General features: G+C 35.7%; 17 protein-coding genes. 4 read left to right on the forward strand and 13 right to left on the reverse strand.

Annotated elements, in window-relative coordinates; translation table 11 throughout:
* Positions 1-18: 18 nt before the first annotated feature.
* Entirely contained in the window at positions 19-336 is a 318-nt protein-coding gene (locus tag AC3IS6_RS08870) for a hypothetical protein (RefSeq protein WP_263362754.1), read from the reverse strand.
* Between the two features lie 345 nt (positions 337-681).
* Entirely contained in the window at positions 682-1,206 is a 525-nt protein-coding gene (locus AC3IS6_RS08875; protein WP_489164542.1) for a hypothetical protein, read from the reverse strand.
* A 477-nt stretch (positions 1,207-1,683) separates the two neighbouring features.
* Between AC3IS6_RS08875 and AC3IS6_RS08880 the strand changes: the two genes are divergently transcribed.
* The 3 genes from AC3IS6_RS08880 (at position 1,684) to AC3IS6_RS08890 (ending at position 5,397) form a co-directional block, all read left to right on the forward strand.
* Positions 1,684-2,739: a sensor histidine kinase gene (locus AC3IS6_RS08880; protein ID WP_489164543.1), complete on the forward strand. Its 1,056-nt coding sequence runs from the start codon at positions 1,684-1,686 to the stop codon at positions 2,737-2,739.
* Entirely contained in the window at positions 2,736-3,455 is a 720-nt protein-coding gene (locus AC3IS6_RS08885) for a LytR/AlgR family response regulator transcription factor (protein ID WP_489164544.1), read from the forward strand. Before AC3IS6_RS08880 ends, AC3IS6_RS08885 begins: the two co-directional genes overlap by 4 nt.
* Positions 3,456-3,654: 199 nt before the next feature.
* The gene (locus AC3IS6_RS08890; protein ID WP_489164545.1) at positions 3,655-5,397 is read left to right on the forward strand and encodes a CocE/NonD family hydrolase; all 1,743 of its coding nucleotides are present in this window, start codon (positions 3,655-3,657) and stop codon (positions 5,395-5,397) included.
* 97 nt (positions 5,398-5,494) lie between these two features.
* Here the strand turns inward: AC3IS6_RS08890 and pruA are convergent, their stop codons facing one another.
* The 7 genes from pruA to map all read right to left on the reverse strand — a co-directional run bounded on the left by pruA (position 5,495) and on the right by map (position 14,228).
* Entirely contained in the window at positions 5,495-7,120 is a 1,626-nt protein-coding gene (pruA, locus tag AC3IS6_RS08895) for an L-glutamate gamma-semialdehyde dehydrogenase (protein WP_489164546.1), read from the reverse strand.
* Positions 7,121-7,274: 154 nt separating this feature from the next.
* A complete protein-coding gene (gene apaG, locus AC3IS6_RS08900; RefSeq protein WP_173965511.1) occupies positions 7,275-7,661 on the reverse strand; it encodes a Co2+/Mg2+ efflux protein ApaG in 387 nt (128 codons plus the stop codon).
* A gap of 79 nt (positions 7,662-7,740) precedes the next feature.
* Complete coding sequence (locus AC3IS6_RS08905) at positions 7,741-9,003, reverse strand: type IX secretion system plug protein (protein WP_489164547.1); 1,263 nt, start codon at positions 9,001-9,003, stop codon at positions 7,741-7,743.
* Between the two features lie 83 nt (positions 9,004-9,086).
* Positions 9,087-11,993: a DEAD/DEAH box helicase gene (locus AC3IS6_RS08910; protein ID WP_489164548.1), complete on the reverse strand. Its 2,907-nt coding sequence runs from the start codon at positions 11,991-11,993 to the stop codon at positions 9,087-9,089.
* A 121-nt stretch (positions 11,994-12,114) separates the two neighbouring features.
* Entirely contained in the window at positions 12,115-12,888 is a 774-nt protein-coding gene (locus tag AC3IS6_RS08915) for a class I SAM-dependent methyltransferase (protein ID WP_173965514.1), read from the reverse strand.
* 79 nt (positions 12,889-12,967) lie between these two features.
* A complete protein-coding gene (locus AC3IS6_RS08920; RefSeq protein ID WP_489164916.1) occupies positions 12,968-13,342 on the reverse strand; it encodes a GxxExxY protein in 375 nt (124 codons plus the stop codon).
* Between the two features lie 67 nt (positions 13,343-13,409).
* Positions 13,410-14,228: a type I methionyl aminopeptidase gene (gene map, locus AC3IS6_RS08925; protein ID WP_281921477.1), complete on the reverse strand. Its 819-nt coding sequence runs from the start codon at positions 14,226-14,228 to the stop codon at positions 13,410-13,412.
* A gap of 248 nt (positions 14,229-14,476) precedes the next feature.
* Here map and AC3IS6_RS08930 point away from each other — a divergent pair, with 248 nt between their 5' ends.
* Positions 14,477-15,730 (forward strand): DUF445 domain-containing protein, encoded by a 1,254-nt coding sequence (locus tag AC3IS6_RS08930; protein WP_489164549.1) that lies wholly within the window; start codon positions 14,477-14,479, stop codon positions 15,728-15,730.
* A 309-nt stretch (positions 15,731-16,039) separates the two neighbouring features.
* Here the strand turns inward: AC3IS6_RS08930 and AC3IS6_RS08935 are convergent, their stop codons facing one another.
* Genes AC3IS6_RS08935 through AC3IS6_RS08950 form a run of 4 tightly spaced genes read right to left on the reverse strand, consistent with a single transcriptional unit; the run spans position 16,040 to position 21,133 of the window.
* Complete coding sequence (locus AC3IS6_RS08935; RefSeq protein WP_489164550.1) at positions 16,040-17,428, reverse strand: TolC family protein; 1,389 nt, start codon at positions 17,426-17,428, stop codon at positions 16,040-16,042.
* Positions 17,428-18,774: an HlyD family secretion protein gene (locus tag AC3IS6_RS08940; RefSeq protein ID WP_489164551.1), complete on the reverse strand. Its 1,347-nt coding sequence runs from the start codon at positions 18,772-18,774 to the stop codon at positions 17,428-17,430. The genes AC3IS6_RS08935 and AC3IS6_RS08940 overlap by 1 nt, the downstream gene beginning before the upstream one ends.
* Before the next feature lie 6 nt (positions 18,775-18,780).
* Complete coding sequence (locus AC3IS6_RS08945) at positions 18,781-20,445, reverse strand: peptidase domain-containing ABC transporter (protein ID WP_489164552.1); 1,665 nt, start codon at positions 20,443-20,445, stop codon at positions 18,781-18,783.
* 16 nt (positions 20,446-20,461) lie between these two features.
* Positions 20,462-21,133: a TetR/AcrR family transcriptional regulator gene (locus AC3IS6_RS08950; RefSeq protein ID WP_489164553.1), complete on the reverse strand. Its 672-nt coding sequence runs from the start codon at positions 21,131-21,133 to the stop codon at positions 20,462-20,464.
* Positions 21,134-21,283 lie beyond the last annotated feature (150 nt).

The following is a 21,283-nucleotide window of genomic DNA, read 5'->3' on the forward strand; positions in this document are numbered from 1 at the left end:
GATTTTTTTTGATAGTCTTTAAAATTTATAATGTTTTTCATCCTTATTATTTTTTTCAGTGACAGAGATGTAACTATGAGAATGTTTACTGAGATTTTCTTCTACTAAAGCCCCTTCATCTTTCCACCAATATTCTTTATAAGATTGAGGTTTTTTGTGTTCAAATATTGATATAATTCCAAGTAACGAGCAAGGTGAATAGGCCATAAAATCCCATCCATTTTTCTCAGCATAATAAGTTTCATTTTTCTTGTTATACCAAATTTTGTAACCTTTGTTTGTAATAATATTAATGACAGTGTTATGAACATTTGAATATTCTGATAAGGCAGGCATAAAGTATGTTTTGATTTAAATTTGTTTTAGTTTATCCTCGTGTGAAATCCTTTATCATATCTGAAGGTTCTGATTCAACCAAATTTTTATAGTTTTTATCTTCGTTTTCAGATTCGTAATTTTCATTTGTTAGGTTCATCAAGAAACTTTTCTGGATAAATGCAAAAATTGATTTGCTTTATGATCTAAGTTTTGGATGTATTTATGAGCTGCTTTTTCAGATGCAGTAATCGTATACTGAAACTTGGGATTAAAGAAAAAATCACGGCAAATTAAAGGTTCATTAGATGAATTGTATATTTTTTCGTCTGTCTCGTCCAGATTTTCATCTCTGTAAGTGCTAGGTTACAAGTGGTTTAGCTGGATTAGGATCGTATTGAACCATTTGTCAAAAACTTTTTTCTTTGGTGTTATATGTCGGGCAAGTAACACAAGTCCTAAAACTTCATTTTGCAAAAAGTAAGATCCTTTTCTATATCTTACATCAATCATTCTTACCGTCATATGGGCGACCCATAACGGGCCATCGATGGCTCCTGAAGCAGGGATGTCAAAATTAGTATCAAATAATAAAGGGGTTGTTAATTCCGGGTCTTTAATCGAACACCAAAGCGCTTCAATTCTTTTTTCTGTGTCATTGATAGTCGTCTTTTGTCCTATAAAACGCCAGTATATCCATTCCAGTAATGCGGCACTAAGTCCCACTGTCGCCTTATGATTAATGTTTGACAATATGTTTTCGAGGTCTTCATTTCCTTCTAACGGATCTAAGAATTTTTCCATCTTCTTTTTACTCCAGGTAAAATCAATCGGGTGCCCGATGTGTTTTGAATTTAAGATAATCTGCGGGGCATTTTTTAAGCTTTTCATAAGTCAATTTGAATTTGTTAGTTGATTTCTTTTTTTTCCTTAGTTCTTATTAGTAATTGGTTATGAAGTTTATTTCTAAGTTTTTTAGTTAAGATTTCTACTATTATTTTAACAATATGGCAAATTTATGTTGAGTTTTTCTTTTTTAATGTCAAAGGAGGACATATAAGTAACACGATAAGACAAAAGCTTAATTTATAATAATTCTAAATAATATTGAAAGAAAAAACGTGTTTATTTTGTTGTTATGTGCATTTTTATGTAGGTAAATACTTTTAAAATAAAACATTTCTAATTTTGCCTAAATAAAAAAAGTCGAAGCTCTTTTAAGATTTGACTTTTTTATGTCTCTGAGGGTATATTTTTTTAACGAACTTCATTCGCCCCCAGTTATCTTTCGCTTATGTACTTTTATTTGCTCAATCTCTGCTAGAGGGATATCTTTACTACAGCATAATAACTTTTGGCTTGAGAATAATGGCAAAATTATCTACATATTGGAAAATTCAGCTCACAGGGTGGATGGCAACTTCTTTGTATTGGGGAGTTTCGGCCTACTTTGGAAGTACTTTTATGTGGACGATTGGCATAGCCGATTTTGTATTAGATGTTTGTATCGGTATCTTATTGACACATCTTTATAGAAACTTTGCTTTAAAAAAGGGTTGGAATAAGTTAAGCCTGAAACAATTGATTCCAAAAATGATACTAAGTGTTTTGATACTTTCTTTATTGTATATGTTTTTGATTGTGGGAAAACTTTATCTGGTAAGGTTGTTTGTTCTAAAAGGTACTTCGATTTCGTTTATGGCGTTTTTAAAATCGACACAGTTGCAGGTCTTTATTACGGGTACCAGACTAATGTCTATTTGGGTGTTGGCGTATCACCTTTATCATTATTCAAGGCTTGAGATTGAAACGGTGAAAGAAAATGCACGATTGTCTGTTATCGTAAAAGAAGCACAGCTGAATAATCTGAGCGCACAGCTTAACCCGCATTTCTTTTTTAATTCATTGAATAGTATTAAGTTTTTGGTGTTAGAAAATCCGCATTCGGCAAGGCGGGCTATTGATCTTTTATCCGACTTGCTTCGGAATTCTTTGAGTAATAATATGGGACAATTAGTTACCTTAAACGATGAAATCAATTTAGTCAGGGATTATCTGGAATTGGAAAAAATACGATTTGAGGAGCGTTTGCAAGTAAAAATTGAAGTCGCTACAGTGGTGTCAGAGTATTTGGTTTTACCTTTAAGTATTCAGACCCTGGTAGAAAATGCAATTAAACATGGAATTGAAAAAAGAAAAAAGGGAGGGTTTGTTGCTGTAAAAGTAGAGCAGGAGAGTGATCTTGTAAAAATCAGCGTTCAAAATTCGGGGAAGCTTAGTAAAGAAATTAAAGAATCTTCCGGGATTGGATTGAGTAATCTGAGAGAGAGACTACTGTTGCAATACAAAGGGAAAGCTTCTTTTGAAATTAGAGAAATGCAGGACGAAACAGTTTTGACAACTATTTTACTACCATCAGGATGAAAAAGATAAAAGTTATTATAGTAGACGATGAGCGTCTGTCCAGAGAAGAACTAAAAAGAGCATTAGAATCATATGAGGATTTTGTTCTAATAGGAGAAGCTGGAAATGCTGATGAAGCAAAGAGTTTGATTGAAGCAAAAATGCCTGATCTGATCTTTTTGGATATTCAGATGCCTGAGAAATCAGGGTTTGATTTATTAGAGTCGCTTGATAGCGCGCCGGCAGTATTATTTACGACAGCTTATAATGAATATGCTGTGCAGGCTTTTGAAGTAAATGCTTTAGATTATCTCATGAAACCCATCAGGGAAGAACGTTTTGCAAAAGCAATCGATAAAATAAGAAATGCTTTATCCGGAAAGCCTTCTTTAAGTGATGCTGCAGCAAAAGACCGAAAAATTTTCATCAAGGATGGGGAGAAAAGATTCTTTATTCAATTGGACGAAATTTACCTGATCGAGTCTCTTGAAAATTATACCAGACTTTTTTTTCAGGACAAAAAAGCCCTTCAAAGACGTTCTCTTCGTCAATGGGAAGAAATGCTGGATGAAAATGTTTTTTTTAGAATAAACCGAACCGAAATTATAAACACCAATCACATTCAGGAAGTTAACCGAACCGTTGGTGGTAGACTGGAAGTGAAATTAAAAACGGGCGAACTATTAGAAGTTTCAAACCGTCAGGCCGTGAAATTTAAAAACCTAAATGGGATTTAATTAAAAAAGGAATACTCATTCTTTTTAAATCACTATAGCAAAAGAGAGATTATAGAAAATGAAGCCGTTTTTAGAGGTACTAAAAACAGCAGGACGCAGTGTGTTGTATTTGGGCTAAAATTCCGGAAAAATAAACCCCAGATTGAATACCACTGCTTCTTTTAAAATTTAAACAGAACTATTTAAACCGAACAATTCAATGAAATTAATTCTAAAATTGGTGTTTTTTATTTTTTCGATAATCAACACCTATGCGCAGCAGACAAGCGTGACAAGATCAAAGGATCTGGAAAGTGCTTATGACATTCAGGACAGTGTAATGATTAAAACCAGAGATGGGGCTTTACTATCGGCTATGGTGGTACGCAAAAAAGGAGTTTCTGCTCCCCAGCCCGTGATTTATCAACATACCATTTATATCAGAGAGAAAGGAAGAGATCTTGCCTCCTTAAAAACCGCAGCGGATCATAACTATGTGGGTGTGATGGCCTATTCGCGGGGGAAACGATTCAGTCCTGATACTATATCTCCGTATGAAAATGAGACGACAGACACCTATGATGTTATTGACTGGATCAGTAAACAAAAATGGTGTAATGGAAAAGTAGGGATGTATGGCGGCAGTTACAATGGTTTTACACAATGGGCAGCCTGCAAAAAAATGCATCCGGCACTTAAAACGATCGTGCCTTATGCGGCCAGCCGACCGGGAATGGGACTACCTATGGAAAATAATGTTTTTATAAACCCCAATTACGAATGGGCGTTTTATGTAGGGAGTAATAAATACCTGGATACGGTGGCAGGAAACGACAGGCAGCGTTTTAGAAGAATGACTTTTAGATGGTGGGAGACAGGAGCTGCCTATAGAAAAATGGACAGTATTGATGGTGTTCCTAATAAGTTTTTTCAGAGATGGCTGGCACATCCTTCCTTTGATGCCTATTGGCAGAAAATGGCGCCGTACGGAAAAGATTTTGCACACATCAATATTCCTGTTTTAATTTTTGACGGTTATTATAATGATTCGCAGAATTCAAGTTTGTATTTTGCAAGAGAGCTTCAAAAGTACAATCCAAAAACACCGGTTTATGTCGTGATTGGGCCATACGGTCATTTTGGTGCTCAGACCGGAGGAGAAAGTATCGTGAATGATTACAAAGTCGATTCGACAGCGATAATCAATGTGAGGAAAATAACCTATGAGTGGTTTGATTATATTCTGAAAAACGGGACAAAACCAAAAATGCTGAAAGACAAAATAAACTATGAAGTAATGGGAGCAAATGAATGGCGAAGCGCTCCTTCTTTGGATAAAATGGCCAATGGTTTTGTTAAGTTGTATTTGACGGATCATAAATCAGGTGATTTCTACGCACTAGAAGATAGTAAACCTGTGCAAAGCAAGTACCTGTATCAGGAAGTTGATTTTGCTGAAAGAAAAACGGAAAACAATGATTATTACCCAAGCCCGATTATGCGCAAAGAGATTGAGACCGGCAATGGATTTACCTTTATTAGTGAACCTTTGAAAGAGCCAATGCTGGTTAACGGGTCATTTTTAGCCGAGATAAAAGCGAGTATCAATAAAAAAGATATGGATTTTGGTGTTACTTTATATGAGGTTATGCCAAACGGGGAATATTTTCATTTGTCTTATTTCATAGCACGGGCGAGTTATGTAAAAGATAGGACCAAAAGGAATTTATTGAAGCCGGACCAAATCGAAATCATGCCTTTTTCGAATACGCATTTGGTTAGTAAACAGTTGAGCAAAGGAAGTAGATTACTGGTTACGATCAATGTGAATAAAAATCCATATGCGCAATTGAATTATGGAACAGGAAAAGAGGTTAGTGATGAAACGATTAAAGATGCGAAGGAACCACTAAAAGTAAAATGGTACACGGATAGTTTTGTACAGATCCCAATCTGGAAATAAAAAATCCCGTAAAAACAAAAGCCGAATCTTAATGAAAAGATTCGGCTTTTTTATAGAGACAAAGTTTCTAACTTGAAACATTGAAACTTGAAACAAATTAACCTAAGAAAGGGTATCTGTAATCTTCCGGAGTTACAAACGTTTCTTTGATTGTTCTTGGAGATGCCCAACGCAATAAGTTCAATGCAGAACCTGCTTTATCGTTAGTTCCTGAAGCTCTTGCTCCACCAAAAGGCTGCATTCCTACAACGGCTCCTGTTGGTTTGTCGTTGATGTAGAAGTTACCTGCAGCATTTTGCAATTTCACTGTAGCTACTTCAATAGCATAACGATCTTGGCTAAATACCGCACCGGTTAAAGCATATTCAGAAGTAGTATCTACTAATTCTAAAGTCTCTTCCCATTTAGCATCTTCGTAAACATAAATCGTGATTACCGGTCCGAACAATTCGGTTTCCATGGTAGTATATTTTGGGTTTGTCGTTACAATAACGGTTGGCTCAATAAAGTATCCAACTGATTTATCGTAATTTCCTCCAACGATGATTTCAGCATCAGCGTCTTTTTTAGCCTGGTCAATGTAACTTGCTAATTTATCAAAAGAACCTTCGTGAATAACTGCCGTGATGAAGTTTCCGAAATCTTCAGGAGAACCTATTTTAAAAGATTTCACATCAGCGATTAATTGCTCTTTTACAGCCGGCCATAAACTTTGTGGAATATAAGCTCTTGAAGCTGCAGAACATTTTTGTCCTTGAAATTCAAATGCACCACGAACAATTCCTGTAGCTACTTGTTTTACGTTAGCGCTTGGGTGTGCAATGATAAAATCTTTACCACCAGTTTCTCCAACGATTCTTGGGTAGGTTTTGTAGTGGTGAATGTTAGCACCAATTTTAGCCCAGATATCTTTAAATACGTGAGTTGATCCTGTAAAGTGAACTCCTGCAAAATCGCGGCTTGCCAATACAGTATCAGTAATCATTAAAGCATCACCAAAAACAACATTGATAACCCCATCAGGAACACCTGCTTCTTTGAAAATATCGATAATGATTTTTGCAGAGAAAACCTGACTGTCGCTTGGTTTCCAAACTACAACGTTACCCATCATAGCAGCACTTGCAGGAAGATTTGCAGCAATAGCAGTAAAGTTGAAAGGAGTAATTGCGTAAACAAAACCTTCAAGAGGTCTGTATTCTAAACGATTCCAGGTTGTAGAATCTGATTTTGGCTGATCTCCGTAAATCTGAGTCATGAATTCTACGTTGTAACGTAAAAAGTCAATTAATTCACAAGCAGCGTCAATTTCTGCCTGGTGAATATTTTTAGACTGACCAATCATTGTTGCAGCATTAATGCGGGCTCTGTAAGGTCCTGCAATAAGTTCAGCAGCTTTTAAGAAAATAGCAGCACGTTGTTCCCATGCCATATTTGCCCATGCTTTTCTTGATTCAAGAGCGTTGGCAATTGCTTTTTCGATATGTTGTTTTTCAGCTAAGTGATACGTTCCAACGATATGTTTGTGATCGTGAGGAGCTGAAATTGTTCTTGTATTTCCAGTTCTGATTTCTTCGTTTCCGATGTATAACGGAACGTCGATTTTAGAGTTCCACAAAGTAGTGTAAGCTGCCTGTACTGCTGCTTTTTCTGGTGAATTAGGTGCGTATCCTTTTACCGGTTCGTTTACCGCTTTTGGTACGTGAAAGAATCCTTTTAGCATGTTATTTAAAATTAGATAATTAGACAATTTAAAGGTTAGAAGATTTGATTGTTACGAATAATCTAACATTGCACAAAAGTACAAAGGATAAATTAATAATTTGACAAATTTATGATTAAGATAACGATAAAAAAGGCAGTTTTTAAACCAATATTTAGTTTAAAGCAAAAGGAGCACACATTCTGAAAGTAGGAACAATTACTTTAAATGTTTTTGTAGAGGTAAAGTTGATCATGTTAAAATGACCTTTCATGGCACCATATGGAGATGATAATAAACAGCCTGAACTATAGGTGTGATTTTCTCCCGGTTTTAAAACTGGTTTTTTTCCAATTACGCCTTCTCCATCAACAACTTCAAGGTCGTTTAAAGAGTCAAAAATTTCCCAGTGACGAGACGTCAACTGAACGGAATCTTTGCTGTGATTTTCGATTGTAACGACATAGCTAAAAGCAAAGTGAATCTTGTAGTTCTTGAAGTAAGTACCTTCAAAACTAGTCAAAACAGATATTTTTATGCCTCTTGTTATCTGAGAAACCATACTAAAGTAGTATATGTGTGTGCGTTATAGTTGCAAAGCTACGAAAAAAAATCTTTCCGCCTAAATCCTTAACAATGTTTTAATTTATGATGTTTATAGAGTTGGCGTTTCCTTTACCGATAACTCTCTGGTATCGATCGTTACTTTCTCTGTAGTAAACCAGTATGGTGTATTCGTTTTCAGTCTGATAAAAGTTTCCGTCGATCGCATTTTCATAATCTATCAGCCCTTTCTTATCGGCAACCGTATATTGAAAAGCTGTAAAACCCTGTTTGATCATAACTGCTTTTTCAAAAATACCTTTCTCTGAATTATAATCCATTTTATATTCAGGAGCCAGGCAGTAATTGTTGAACATTCCACTGATATAAATATCCTTATTCGAAGATCTGAAAGTAGGGGCAGACAGGCTGAAATATACCCAGGCATAATCCGCTTCAATTTCATTGTTGGAAGCATTGATATTCTTCACCACGAAGTTTCCGTTTACATCTTGATTGTTCGTGTAAATTTGATTGGCTCTTGCCAGATTAGTAAACAAATAAGAATTATAAATATCGTTGCTGGTTCCCACCTTTGCTACATTGGTACTTGCTGCACGGATGTCTTTGTTTTCAAAATACAAGAACTCATTTCCACCCCAAAACTGCGTTTCCTGGTCGTATTTGTAGACCATTTGATTCCCAATGGTGTACTGTGGAGGAATATTTTTGATTGCCGTATTAAAGTTGCCATTTTGTAACAACAGGATTTTTACATTTTGTAAAGGGGTCTGAAAAACAATATCATTAGACAAAATAGAAAAATCCAGATTTTGTTTGTAATCGATATTCGCCAGGTTTCGGCTTCGTTTTACCTGAGCTGCCACAGTAGCGTGATTTTCGTATAAAATGAATTTTCTGGACAGTACAACTTCCTTGTCCTCGTTCAAAATTCTTAGCATATAATTACCCGAAATTCTCAGTTGGGTCGTAAACTGATTTGGGAATGGAAGTCGGTAATGCGAGTAGATCTGAAGGGTATTAAACGAATTCGAATAATCGGTGATGCGTTGATTGTCGAAACCTCCGATATAATCATTTTTTGGGATATCGGTTGGTTTCCAGTTGTAATCGCAGTGTATGACTTCAAAATAATAATTGGCTTCGTTGCCAAATAAATCATCAAATTGAAATTGAAACGTATCGCCTAATTCGAAAATCGGAACCACATTGCTGCCGTTCTGAACAAACGAAACGGTTTTAATATTGTAAGGAGGATTTACTTCGGTTTGTACTTCCTGAGCTGTCGCTGAAGCAAAAAATAAAAATATAAAGAGATTCTTAAACAATTTTTTCGGCATCTTATTAGGTTGTAAGATTGTAAATATAACAATTTTATAGAACGTAATAAGATGCTATTTTAGAGGTTTTGAAAACAAATTGATCAGGAACCCAGCAGATATTCCAGATTGGCTTCGATTTCATTACTGATATGACTTTCTTCCAAAAGGGAATCCGACAGTAGTTTTTTGTTTTCCTGTAGTTTGATTATTTTTTCTTCTATTGTATTTTTTGAAATAAACCGAACAACATTCACTTTATTCAATTGCCCGATACGGTGTGCTCTTCCTACCCCTTGTTTTTCAGCAAAAGGATTCCACCACGGATCTAAGAACAGTACGTAGGAAGCTTTGGTGATATTCAAACCGACACCTCCTGCTTTAAGCGAAATAAAGAATAGCAAAGGATTTTCTTTTTCCTGAAACCGTTTTACCTGCTGTTCTCTTTTTTGTGATGGCGTTTCGCCGGTGATCTCGCAAAATTCTATTTTGTTTTCCTTGCACCAGGTGGTATAAAAATTCAAATTGGTCACAAACGAGCTAAAAATGATCACTTTTTGTTTTCCTTTCACTAAGTTTTTCAAGTAATTCGTTACGGCAATATATTTTCCGGAATCCACTTCTGAATTCTGATCGACCATTTTAGGATGGTTGCTCAGTTGCCTTAACTTCATCAAAGTATTGATAATGCTAATTTTATCAGGACCGGATCCATCTGTTTTTAGTAAAAAATTCCGTGCTTTTGATTTCTCTTTTTCGTATAATTTTTCCTGTTCCGTATCCATATTGCAGTAATAAACCTGCTCTGTTAGTTCGGGTAAATCTTTTAAAACCTGTTCTTTGGTTCGTCTTAAAATATAAGGCTGGATGAGGTTCTTTAATTCATTTAAAACTTCTTCGCTCTGTTTTTTCTCAATAGGATTTTTGAAATTCTCCATGAAAAAAGTATAGCTCCCTAAAATATCCGGATTTATAAACTGCATCTGCGACCATAAATCGTCAAGTGAATTTTCGATTGGTGTACCACTCAAAGCAATTTTATGCCCCGTGCTGATTTTATTGATGGCTTTAAAAATCTTAGAATCCCTGTTTTTAATGTATTGACTCTCGTCTAAAATCAAATAGCGGAAATCATATTTTTCTAAAATAGAAATGTCACGATGAACAATGCTGTAACTAGTAAAAATTAAATCGGTTGAATTTAATCTGCTTGCCAGCAATTTTCGGTCATTACCTGTATATTGCATTTTCGAAAAATGCGGCGTAAACTTTCCGGCTTCATTGTACCAGTTAAAAACCAAAGAAGAAGGAAGAACGATCAAAGCCTTCAGTGGTTCTCTTTCGATAGTCGTATCGTTTGAGAATAAATCAAAATTGGTAGTTTTGGTAGTAAAGCCCAATTGCTCCTGTACAGCAACTAGAACCGCTAAAGTCTGCAGCGTTTTTCCAAGTCCCATATCATCAGCCAGACATGCACCAAGATTGGAGTTAAAGTGCCCCAAAAGCCATTTTACACCATCAATCTGATAGGGTCTTAAGGTTGCTTTTAGTAAATCTGAAGCTGTAAATTCGGCTTTATGAATTTGATCCGGATCATTGGCGATTTCTGAAATTCCGTCTAAAGCAGTAAAATTACTTTTACGCAACAAAACAGTTCCGTTTTCTGTCTTTGCCAATTTTGCCAGAGAGCCGTATTTGCTAAACCATTCGAGCGGAATCAAAAAGTAATTTCCGTCAGGTAACATAAAGAGTCTTTCTTTGCTTTTTATGTTTGGAATGATTTCGCTGAAATTGATTTTATAATGACCAATTGTAATGATTATTTTAATGTCGAACCAATCAGCTTTTGTTTCTTTTGCAATTGAAATTGTGTTGCTTTCTGTGATGATTTCTTTGCTTTCGAGTTTGAGATTCTGAATTGTAAAACCTAAACTTTCGAGTTTTTCTTTGTTGTCAATAATTAATTGAATGTTGGCATACGGATCAGAAGCCTCAACATCTGAATTCAATCCGAATAATTCGTTTTTGATTTTTATTAAGCCAAGGTTGAGTAATTTTTCGGTATATAAAATCTCATCAGCACTTCGTTTAAATTGAATTATTCTGGGTTCATTAGCAACACTGAAATCAACAAAAGAATGTGTTTTTTTAGTTTTCCCTGCGTCAAATGAGTAGCCGTTATATTCAAAATAAAGGTTAAGATAATAGCAGTTTTTAAAGAAATCATAAACAGGCTGAATTGTACAGGAAACGATTGTGTCGCGAAGCTCAATTTCAAAACCGCTTGACTCGATGTCGATTTTTTTTGCTATTTCCGGAATGAAATTCTTAAAGTAGGTATCAACTAATTTTGAAGGTATTTCAATTGATTTTTTCGTTAAAAAAGGTAGTAATTTTTTAGAATTAAGTTCTTTTAACTGCCCTAGTTTTTTATCGATTATTAACCAGCTTGGTTCATCCAAAAGAACTTCAACGCTACTGTTCATAGGTAAAAAGGTAGTTTCGTTTTCTCTTAATGATAGCGTATAGGTAATGCCACCAGCGTGCTTGTCAAATTGAATCTGCGGTTCAAAATCATGTAGTTTATTATTGACTCTGGAACGGTAAAAATCCTTTTCAATTCCCATGTTGACAGACAACGGAAATTCTTCTTTTACCAACAGGTTATAAAAGGAATTCAGATTAAGTTGCAAATGCTGGCGAATTGCAAATTCAATTTTGGAATCTTTTTGCAAATCAGCAATCGTTTTGGCCGATTTGATTTTGGCGCTAAATTTTTTGAAAATAAATTCCACCTTTAAAGATTCACAAACCGTCAGTATCTTTCTGGTGTTGGGATTTAAATGTTCCGAAGTAATTCCTAAACTTTCAAGTACGTCTGCACTTGCTTTTTTGTCCAGGTATTTGATGTCATCGGTGTTCTCAATGATATATGCGGTTGGGATATAGACATTCAGGTTTTTTTCAAAACTGATGTCAAAACAAAATTGAAATGATTTTGAAGGTTCCAATATTTAGGGATTTGGTTGGCTTATAATTTAGAGATTGGGCAAAAAAATAAAGAGTTTTCAAAATATCAATAATTTGAAAACTCTTTTTAAATGAACTTGTATCACTTATATGGTGAAAGAATTAGTTTTCCTGTTTGAAACAAAGCGGAATGATTTCGCCCTTTGCCAAACAATACTTTTCTACCAGTTCAGGTGAAATTTTGTGGGTATAATCTTCTTCGATAACGATAAAACCAATGCTTCTTAACTTGTCAAAATAGTCACGGCCGTAAATGCGCACGTGATCGTACTGACCAAATATTTTTGCACGTTCTTTTTGATCGGTGATTGTATCATCGGCAAAAGTAACTGCTCTTGATAAGTCTTGTGGAATTTGAAGAATCGCCATTCCGCCTGGTTTTAAAACGCGGAATAATTCCTGCATGGCCTTGGTATCATCCGGAATATGTTCTAAAACGTGATTGCATAAAATAACATCATATTCGTTGTCTTTAAAAGGCAAATTACAAATGTCTGCTTTTACGTCTGCCAAAGGCGAAAACAAATCGGTTGTCGTATAATCCAGGTTTTTCTGCTTGCGGAATCTTTTGTAAAAAGCTTGTTCCGGAGCAAAATGAAGTACTTTTTTAGGTGCCGTAAAAAAATCAGTCTGATCGTTCAGATACAGCCAAAGCAAACGGTGTCTCTCTAAGGAAAGTGTACTTGGCGAAAGCACATTGTTACGTTGTTTTCCGTATCCATAAGGCAAAAAACTTCTAAAACTTTTCCCGTCAATCGGATCAGTATATTTGCTTCCTCTTAATGATAAAGCTAAAACAGGACGTGCCACATAGCTCAAACGAATTAATATTGGACGGGGTATTGTATTAAGTACTAATTTAAAAAGTTTCTTCACGGTAAATGTATTTGAACACGAATTTCACGAATTAACACGGATTAATGTTGTGGTGAAATTTCACGAACCTTGATTTGGGTTAAAGTATTATTCTTTTATATTTAAGGCTATCTTCTCCAAAATTAACTAGTAAGCCCAGTTTGTTTTGTGATGCAGCCAGATAATTTAATGTTTGTTTGATTTCACTGCTCGAAAGAGTTGTAATTGCTTTCAGTTCCAAAATGATTTCATCGAAAATTACAAAATCGGCAAAATAGTAGCTTGATAAAATAATGTCTTTGTAGGCAATATTAAACTTTAATTCACGACTATATGGAATTTCATTTTTCTTAAATTCATATTCTAATGCGTCACCATAAACTTTCTCACTATGTCCTTTGCCTAAAATTTTATGGATTTCCATACAGATTCCTATAATTTTATAGGACTCTTCTTTTAAATATAAATCACTCATCATTCAGTCTCTCTATCTGTGTAATTTCAGCAAAAACAGTATTTCGTGTTAATTCGTGAAATTTGTGTTATAAAACTAATGGCACTTTTCGGAATTCATCTTCTTCATTGCTTTCGATTCCTAAAGCTTTATAGATGTATTGGAAAGTAGATAATAACTCTGGTTTTCCGTCAATTAAAGCCACGTCATGCTCGAAATGCGCACTTGGTTTTCCATCAGCAGTTGTAATAGTCCAGCCGTCTTTATGTTGTTTGATATTTCTTGTTCCCATATTGATCATTGGCTCAATTGCAACAACCATTCCTTCTACAAAAAGTTTTCCGCGGCCGCGTTTTCCGTAATTTGGCATTTCAGGTTCTTCGTGCATTTTTTGCCCTAAACCGTGTCCTACTAATTCGCGAACCACTCCGTAACCGTGACCTTCGGTATATTTCTGAATCGCATTTCCGACATCTTCCACGCGATTTCCGGCTTTAAATTCTTTGATTCCTACGTAAAGAGATTCTTTCGTTACTTTTAGAAGCTTTTTAACTTCAGGAGCAACTTCTCCAATTTCGAAACTATAGGCGTGATCACCGTGGTATCCATTTTTGAATGCACCACAATCTACCGAAATAACGTCACCGCTTTTTAGGGGTGTATTGTTCGGAATTCCGTGTACAACCTGAGAGTTAGGACTCATACATAGCGAATTCGGGAAATCATACAATCCCAAAAAACTCGGAACAGCACCGTGATCACGGATGAATTCTTCAGCTAGTTTGTCCAGGTATAATGTGGTTACTCCTTCTTTAATTTCAGAAGCAATCATTCCTAATGTTTTAGATACGATCAAAGCGCTTTCGCGCATTAATTCGATTTCTTCACGTGATTTTACAATAATCATAATTTCGGATTTTCAGTTGGCAAAAGTACAAATTTTAATATTATTTTTTAGCTAAAAAATTTTCGCCACGAATTCATGAATTAAAAGGAATGACAGGCGTTTAAAAATTGGCCATGAATTTCACGAATCAATATTTATGCGTAAAGTTTATAAATAGAAATTCGTGAATTCGTGACGAACAGACAATTAATAGGAATTATTAGTTCACATAAAAAACGTAAATTAGTAAGGATTAAAATCAATTAATTATGGAAACGTCTGTAGATCATGAAAATATATCCAAAAAGAAAGCCTTAAAACGGATGAAACGGAATGCATTGGCGCTTTTAGGCTTTGCGGTTTTTTTATTTATTATAGCTATTTATTTCAAGATTCCAATGCTTCAGGCTTTTAGTGAGGCAGCGATGGTGGGGGGAATTGCAGACTGGTTTGCTGTGGTGGCTTTATTTCGTCATCCACTAGGAATTCCGATTTGGCATACTGCAATTATTCCGACCAAGAAAAACGAAATTGGTGAAAACTTAGGGAATTTCGTTTCAGAAGAATTTCTGAATCGGGAAAAACTCGAAATAAAACTGGAAGAGTTTAATTTCGCAACAAAAGCTTCCGATTGGCTTTCACAGTCTGAAAATGCTAATAAAATTGCCAGTGTAGTAGCTTTAAATATTATTCCGGGAGTTTTGAAAACGATAAAAGATGAAGATATCAAACGATTTATCCAAACTCAGTTCAAAGAAAAACTAGAGGCTGTCAATTTTGGTGATTGGGTAGCGCTGGCGTTAGAACCTTTGCAGAAAGGGAATGTGAAGGATGAGCTGCTGACAAACGTGCTTAATGTTATGAGTACAGAACTGAGCAATAATAAAGAACTGATTCGGAAAAAAGTCAAAGAGTCAACCCCGTTTCTGAGTTTTGGCCTAGCCGATAAAAGCATTACTGAAGGCGTTTTTAATGGGCTTGCTGATTTTTTAAACGAGGCAAAACATCCGGGTAGTGCGATCAGACTTAAAATAGACGAGTATGTTTATGACTTTTTAGACAAGGTAAAGAATTCAGAAGAGATGCGGGTAAAGATCAATACCATGATTCTGAGTTTTGCCGGCAAAAAAGAGGTTCAGGATTATGTTAACGGAATTTGGGATGAAATCAAAGAATCGATTTCGGCTGATTTGAAAAAGGGCGATGAATCATCGATTAAGAAAAGTATTTCGGGTTTAATTCAGGGTTTCGGAAACGGAATAAAAGAAGATGCGGTGATGATTGACAAAATCAATAATTTTATCAAAAATGATTTGCTTTCTATTCTTCTAAACAATAAAAAAGTGATAGGAGATTTGATTTCCTCTACAGTGAAAAGCTGGGATGGAAAAGAAGTTTCAGAAAAATTAGAACTCGAAATCGGTAAAGATTTGCAGTACATCCGAATCAACGGGACGCTGGTAGGAGGTCTTATCGGACTCGTGATTTATGCCATTGAGTGGACGTATCATTATCTGGTGTAGCTTGTTGGATGTGATTTATAGCTGTTCTTTTATGGCATATTATGTTGAAATAATCGCCACAGATTAAAAGGAGTAGAAAGATTAAAAAATCTGCGCAATCTGCACAATCTGCGAGAGAAAATTATCCAAAAGCAATATATTTATTCTGCATAATACTCTATGTGTTATTTAAAGTGAAACGCCTTTTTTTCAGCTGCAGAATCTATGTTTCTAGGTGTTAAAATAAGTACACCAAATTTAATCTTAGGAGCGATCTGCTCTCATTTAAGCAAACGCTTTATCAGTTAGATCACTCCTAAGATTTAAAAATTATTCGGGATTGGCCATGATTTTGAACAGCTCCGAGTTGGAGATGTAAAATCTGTTTTCCAGAGCGATTGAAGCTAGTTTTGCACTAACAAGGCTATTCTCCCTCGTATTGATAAGAAACAAAGAGCTTTCTCCAAAAGAGAACAATCGTTCTTCTGAGGTTAACATGGCGACGTTATTTTCTACTAAATCTTTAGCCAGTTTTTTTTGCTTAATCAGTGAATTGATTTCTACTTTTTGTGCAGTTATCTTGTTGGTCAGCTGTGTTCGTTCCAGAGCCAATGCAAATTCATTTTCCTGAAGTTTGTATTTGGCTAATTTCAGACTTCCGCGTTCTTTTCTAAGAAACAAAGGGAAGTAAAATTCTAAACCAATCTTGTAATCGTCAAACTTATATTTGTCAACATATCTTGGCTCGGACAAATAGGAGTAACCTACATTTATTTTGGGCAACAGCATGTTTTGTTTAAGGTCTTTCTCAACCTTTAGCATGTCTATTTTATTTTGCAACGCATTTAATTTCGGATGAGCTTCTAAATTCGTATCGCTTTGCAAAAGATCATTTGTTTTTAAGGTTTCCTGCAAGGTTGACTCGAGTGCTGTTTCGGGCACAAGCTCGTCTGAAATTTCCAGCGGGATATTGTTTTCCAGCCACATAAAATTCGACAATTCGAGTTTGGCTTTTGTTAGCTTTAACTTGGAATCTTCAAGGCTTAAAGCTCTATTTTTTACAATAATCCCGGCCTCAATACTGTCTATCGCGGGTTTGTCTCCCTGAGTGATGAGCGACTTAATGCCTTGCAGACGAATTTCTGCATTCTTGCTGTACATTTCGTAAAGCTTCATTTCTTCAAAATTCTTCTTCCAGTTGAAATAGGCAAGCGATGCATCGTATAAAATACTAACGGCCTGAAGTTTTCGCTCCGATTCGCTCAGTTTGATCTGAATTTTAGCTTTTCGCACATCTGCCATTCTTTGGTTGATGAACAATCCCTGTCCAAGTGGAACACTGATGCCGAAAGAAGTTAAACCCTGATTTGGTGTTGTGTTCTCCGGATTAAGATAAACCCCTTCGTTATTGTCGAATCCTGCTTTAAGTTCAATTCCATACCAGGTAGGGATTTTAAAACTGCTGTTCAGAATCGAATAATATTCTTTGTCTTTAAATTGTTTTTGGCTAAAATCTACTTCGATTTTTGGATCAAAACCACCACGGGCCATCATTAGATTGGCTTGTGCCTTGCTTACTTCCAAATTAGCATTTTTAACCAATGGGTGGTACTTTTTTACATATCCCAAAAACTCATTGTAGGTGAGTTCTTTTGAGAAAGGCTGCTGGCCAAAAACGGCACAGCCAAAAAAAAGAAAAGCGATAAGTATTGGTTTCATTATTTTTTTTCTTTAGTTACTTTTTGGGAACTTTTGTAGTAATTAGGAGGGAATCCGTTTAGGGTTCTCCAGATCTCAAACCAGATTGGTACAGTGTCTAACAATGCAATCGTCTGGGCACCGGAGCCAATGCTTAATTGTTTTGGCCATTTTGTTTCGTTAGGATCCGGAGCGATCAAAATTCGGTACTTACCATTATCGCTAATAAAGTTTTCTATCGCCACCACTGTACCTCCAAAAGTTCCGTAGGACATATCCGGCCATCCTGAAAACACAATCGTAGGCCATCCGTCAAACCAAACACGTACTTTTTCTCCTTTTCTGATCAAAGGCAGGTCAATTGGACTGATGTAGGTTTCTACTGCAATATCGTAATGAGAAGGCATTATAGTTACAATTGGTGTTCCCTCTTTTATCGTTTCGCCTAAACCTGCCTGTAAAGCGCGGTTGATATAACCGTCTTGTACCGCTTTGATGTAGTACATACCATTACGTAAGCTGTAATTGGCATATTGATTTTCGAGTTTGCTCACTTGTGCTTCGGTATCAAATTTATTGCTCAGTGTTGTAAACTGGTCGCTTCTTGCCTTGGCTACTTTTTCACCGTACTCCGCCGTAATTCTGTTAATCTCCACTTTGGCGTTGATGTATTCATTTTTACTGGTCAGGTATTTGTTTTCCTGTGTGATGATTTTAGCATCAACATCTTGTAATTTCAGACGTTTTTCTTCCACATCCGTAAGCGGTTTCAATCCTTCTTTGTTTAATTGTACCGAACGGTTGTATTGGGTGTTGGCAATTCGCAGTTGTGTTTTTACGGCAATCAGATCGATACTGTCGCTTTTTATTTTTAAAAGAGATTGTTTGACTTTGTTTCTGGCTTGTTCCAGTTTTAGTCTTTTTTCATTTTCGATAGCTTGAATCTGACCTGAAAGTGTGGTCACTTTTTCACCATACGATTCCAAAGAGTTTTTCTTGGCATCTACCTGATTTTTGGTGTTTTCAACCAAATTAGGATCCATATAATCTTCTTTGATCTCAGAAATAAACAGAATCGTGTCTCCTTTTTTAACGAAATCTCCTTCCTGTACGTACCATTTTTCAATACGTCCCGAAATCACACTCTGGATCGATTGCGGCCTTTGGTTGGGTTTTAAAGTGGTTACTGATCCTGAACCCGAAATGTTTTGCGTCCACGGCAATAAAAGCGCAATGATTCCTAAAATGGAAGATGCGATGATGATTCGGTTTAGAATTTTATAATGTGGCCTGTTGCTTAAGTTTCTTACAGTCTCGTAGCGATCAAGCGGCTGTAATTTTGTTTTATTGTCAGAGATATTTAACATGGCTTATTAGTTTTTTTGATCCAGTATAATTTGACCGTTTTGCATTGTTATTTTTCGTGTCGATTTAGTTTTCCAATATGGATTTTTCGAAGAAACGATGATGGTCCATTTGTTCTTTTCAGAAGTAATAAAATCTATAATTTCATTGGCAACATTTTCGTCCATCGTATCCGTTGGATCTTCGTAGAAAAGTATTCTTGGTTTGTGAATAATACTTCTGGCCAAAAGAATTTTTTGAGCATTAGAAGATGATAGTTGTCTTCCTTCAGGGTGAATATGGGTATTCAGACCTTTGGGCAACAATTTAATCAGCGGACTAAGCTGAACGCCGTCGAGTGCCCATTTCAGATCTTCGGTACTTATCAAAGGATCGTTAAAAGTGATGTTTTCTAAAATTGTCCCGTCAAATGGTGTTTCATTGTGAATGATACTGCCAATCTGCGAGCGATACTGTTTCAGATTTATTTTTCTAAAAGTATCATCATTGATGTAAAAAGCTCCCGAACTTTGTCTTAATAAACCGGATAATACTCTGATAAGAGTTGTTTTTCCTGATCCGTTTTCACCCTCAATGACAATTTTTTCACCTTGATCGATTTTTAACGAAATAGAATCTAAGGCATTCGTTGGAGAATCCGGAAATTTGAATTTTAAGTTCTCTGTTTCTAAAGAGATGCTGTTGTAACAATGATCATTTAAGGAATCAGTCTCGGAGTTCTCTTCTAAAGCTAGATCAGTCACCTGTCCAATTTTCTCCACAGAAGTTAAAACATCGTAGAAGCTCTCCAATCCGAGGATGATTTTTTCTACCGATGTAATCACCAGTAAAATGATGATTTCTGCGGCAACAAACTGCCCGATATTCATTTCCTGGCTCAGTACCAGATAACCTCCAATTGACAGTAAACTTGCGGTAATAATGACTTTGAAAATAATCAATTGGGTAAACTGTTTTTTGATTACGCTAAAGTGTTTCTCTCTGTAATTAAGATAACCCGCTACGATTGAATTGTTTTTTTGAAGCGCAAAATCATAATTCAGTTCATTGCGGAAACTAAAATTATTACGAGCCATTTCCTGTAACCAGCCTGCCACTTTGTATTTGAATTTGGATTCTTTTAAACTGGTCTCCAAACCTGATTTATACGAAAACTTGAAAATAAAGTACAGAAGTAGGAACAATAAAAGTCCGAACACAATAAAGTAAGGGTGGTATAGGGAGAGTAGAATAATTCCGAAGGTAATTTGAAGTAAAGCAGCCGAAAAATCGGTTAGTAATTTTGAAGTTCCTTTTTGAATTGTAAGCGTGTCAAAAAAACGATTCGTTAGTTCCGGCGGGTAAGTACCGTACAATTCTTCTGATTTTATTTTAGGCAGACGGGCCGCAAATTCAAAAGAGGCACGTACGAAGATTTTTTGCTGTAAGTTTTCTGTGATACGCAATTGCATGAACGACAGCACACCAACAAGAGCCACACCACCTACTACAAGTATAATAAGTACGATCCAGGAAACACTAACTCTTCCGGATTGTATAAAAGTAATGATGGCCTGAATTCCCAATGGAAGTGATAAGCTGACTAATCCGGCAAAAATAGCATAGAAAAAAATCTGGTAAATGTCTTTTTTGTCCAGTTCTAGTAAATGGTAAAATCTTTTTAAAGGAGTCATACTGTTTTTTTTATAATTAGCGCAAAACGTTTTCTGCAAGGTTTAGGTAAAATTGAGTGGTCGTAACCGTTTCATTACAATCTGTAATTGTTTTTAAATGATCTGTTAGAAAATGCTGATGTAAACTTCCTTCAACAATGGTTGACACCAGTGATTTGGCAAACGGATAATCGGGATTTACTTCTTTTACAATAGAAACGACCCGGTTGATAACCCTTTTGTAGATGAGGAAAAAGCCTTCTTTGTTCTCCTGATCAACTTCTTTGGTATGAAGCGTTTTGGTGAATTCAGCAATTATGATTCTGTTTAAAATGGCTTCGTTAATATGTTCGGTTGAAGTATCGTCCGTTATTTTTTCGGTAACGATGGTGATGGCTTTTTTTAGTTTTTCCTGCTTGTCTGCAATATTCGTAGTCGTAAAAACCAGTTTATATTCCATCCAGCTCCAATACCATGAAGACAGGTAAACCAATAGTTTGTGTTTGTTTTCAAAGTAACGATAAATCGAACTTTCGTTTGAGCCTATTTTTTCGCCTAATTTTTTAAATGTAAAATTATCAAAACCAATATCGTCAATTAGAAGGATGCTCTGTTCAATTATTTTTTTTCCCAACGCAGATGTTTCCGGATCTTTTACATAGATCTTTTCGTTGACTTGCATTTTTATATTTGATAGTATAATTTGCATAAAAAAATATTTTTCATGCAAAGATAATAGTATTACTATTGATTAAGAAATTTTAACTCTTATTTGTGCTAGTTTTTTTTAGTATTCAGTCGCAGTCTCAGTATTCAGTCGCGGTCTCAGTCACAATATTCAGTTTCATTCCCGTTTTAA

This window comes from Flavobacterium sp. KH_035 (genome assembly GCF_057839565.1).

Excerpts from the sequence above, each read along its gene's own strand:
- apaG (WP_173965511.1), bottom strand. The coding sequence starts at position 7,661 with ATGGTTTCTCAGATAACAAGAGGCATAAAAATATCTGTTTTGACTAGT.
- AC3IS6_RS08940 (WP_489164551.1), bottom strand. The coding sequence starts at position 18,774 with ATGTTAAATATCTCTGACAATAAAACAAAATTACAGCCGCTTGATCGC.
- AC3IS6_RS08930 (WP_489164549.1), top strand. The coding sequence starts at position 14,477 with ATGGAAACGTCTGTAGATCATGAAAATATATCCAAAAAGAAAGCCTTA.
- AC3IS6_RS08950 (WP_489164553.1), bottom strand. The coding sequence starts at position 21,133 with ATGCAAATTATACTATCAAATATAAAAATGCAAGTCAACGAAAAGATC.
- AC3IS6_RS08870 (WP_263362754.1), bottom strand. The coding sequence starts at position 336 with ATGCCTGCCTTATCAGAATATTCAAATGTTCATAACACTGTCATTAAT.
- AC3IS6_RS08885 (WP_489164544.1), top strand. The coding sequence starts at position 2,736 with ATGAAAAAGATAAAAGTTATTATAGTAGACGATGAGCGTCTGTCCAGA.
- AC3IS6_RS08890 (WP_489164545.1), top strand. The coding sequence starts at position 3,655 with ATGAAATTAATTCTAAAATTGGTGTTTTTTATTTTTTCGATAATCAAC.
- AC3IS6_RS08905 (WP_489164547.1), bottom strand. The coding sequence starts at position 9,003 with ATGCCGAAAAAATTGTTTAAGAATCTCTTTATATTTTTATTTTTTGCT.
- AC3IS6_RS08880 (WP_489164543.1), top strand. The coding sequence starts at position 1,684 with ATGGCAAAATTATCTACATATTGGAAAATTCAGCTCACAGGGTGGATG.
- AC3IS6_RS08920 (WP_489164916.1), bottom strand. The coding sequence starts at position 13,342 with ATGAGTGATTTATATTTAAAAGAAGAGTCCTATAAAATTATAGGAATC.
- pruA (WP_489164546.1), bottom strand. The coding sequence starts at position 7,120 with ATGCTAAAAGGATTCTTTCACGTACCAAAAGCGGTAAACGAACCGGTA.
- map (WP_281921477.1), bottom strand. The coding sequence starts at position 14,228 with ATGATTATTGTAAAATCACGTGAAGAAATCGAATTAATGCGCGAAAGC.
- AC3IS6_RS08875 (WP_489164542.1), bottom strand. The coding sequence starts at position 1,206 with ATGAAAAGCTTAAAAAATGCCCCGCAGATTATCTTAAATTCAAAACAC.
- AC3IS6_RS08945 (WP_489164552.1), bottom strand. The coding sequence starts at position 20,445 with ATGACTCCTTTAAAAAGATTTTACCATTTACTAGAACTGGACAAAAAA.
- AC3IS6_RS08935 (WP_489164550.1), bottom strand. The coding sequence starts at position 17,428 with ATGAAACCAATACTTATCGCTTTTCTTTTTTTTGGCTGTGCCGTTTTT.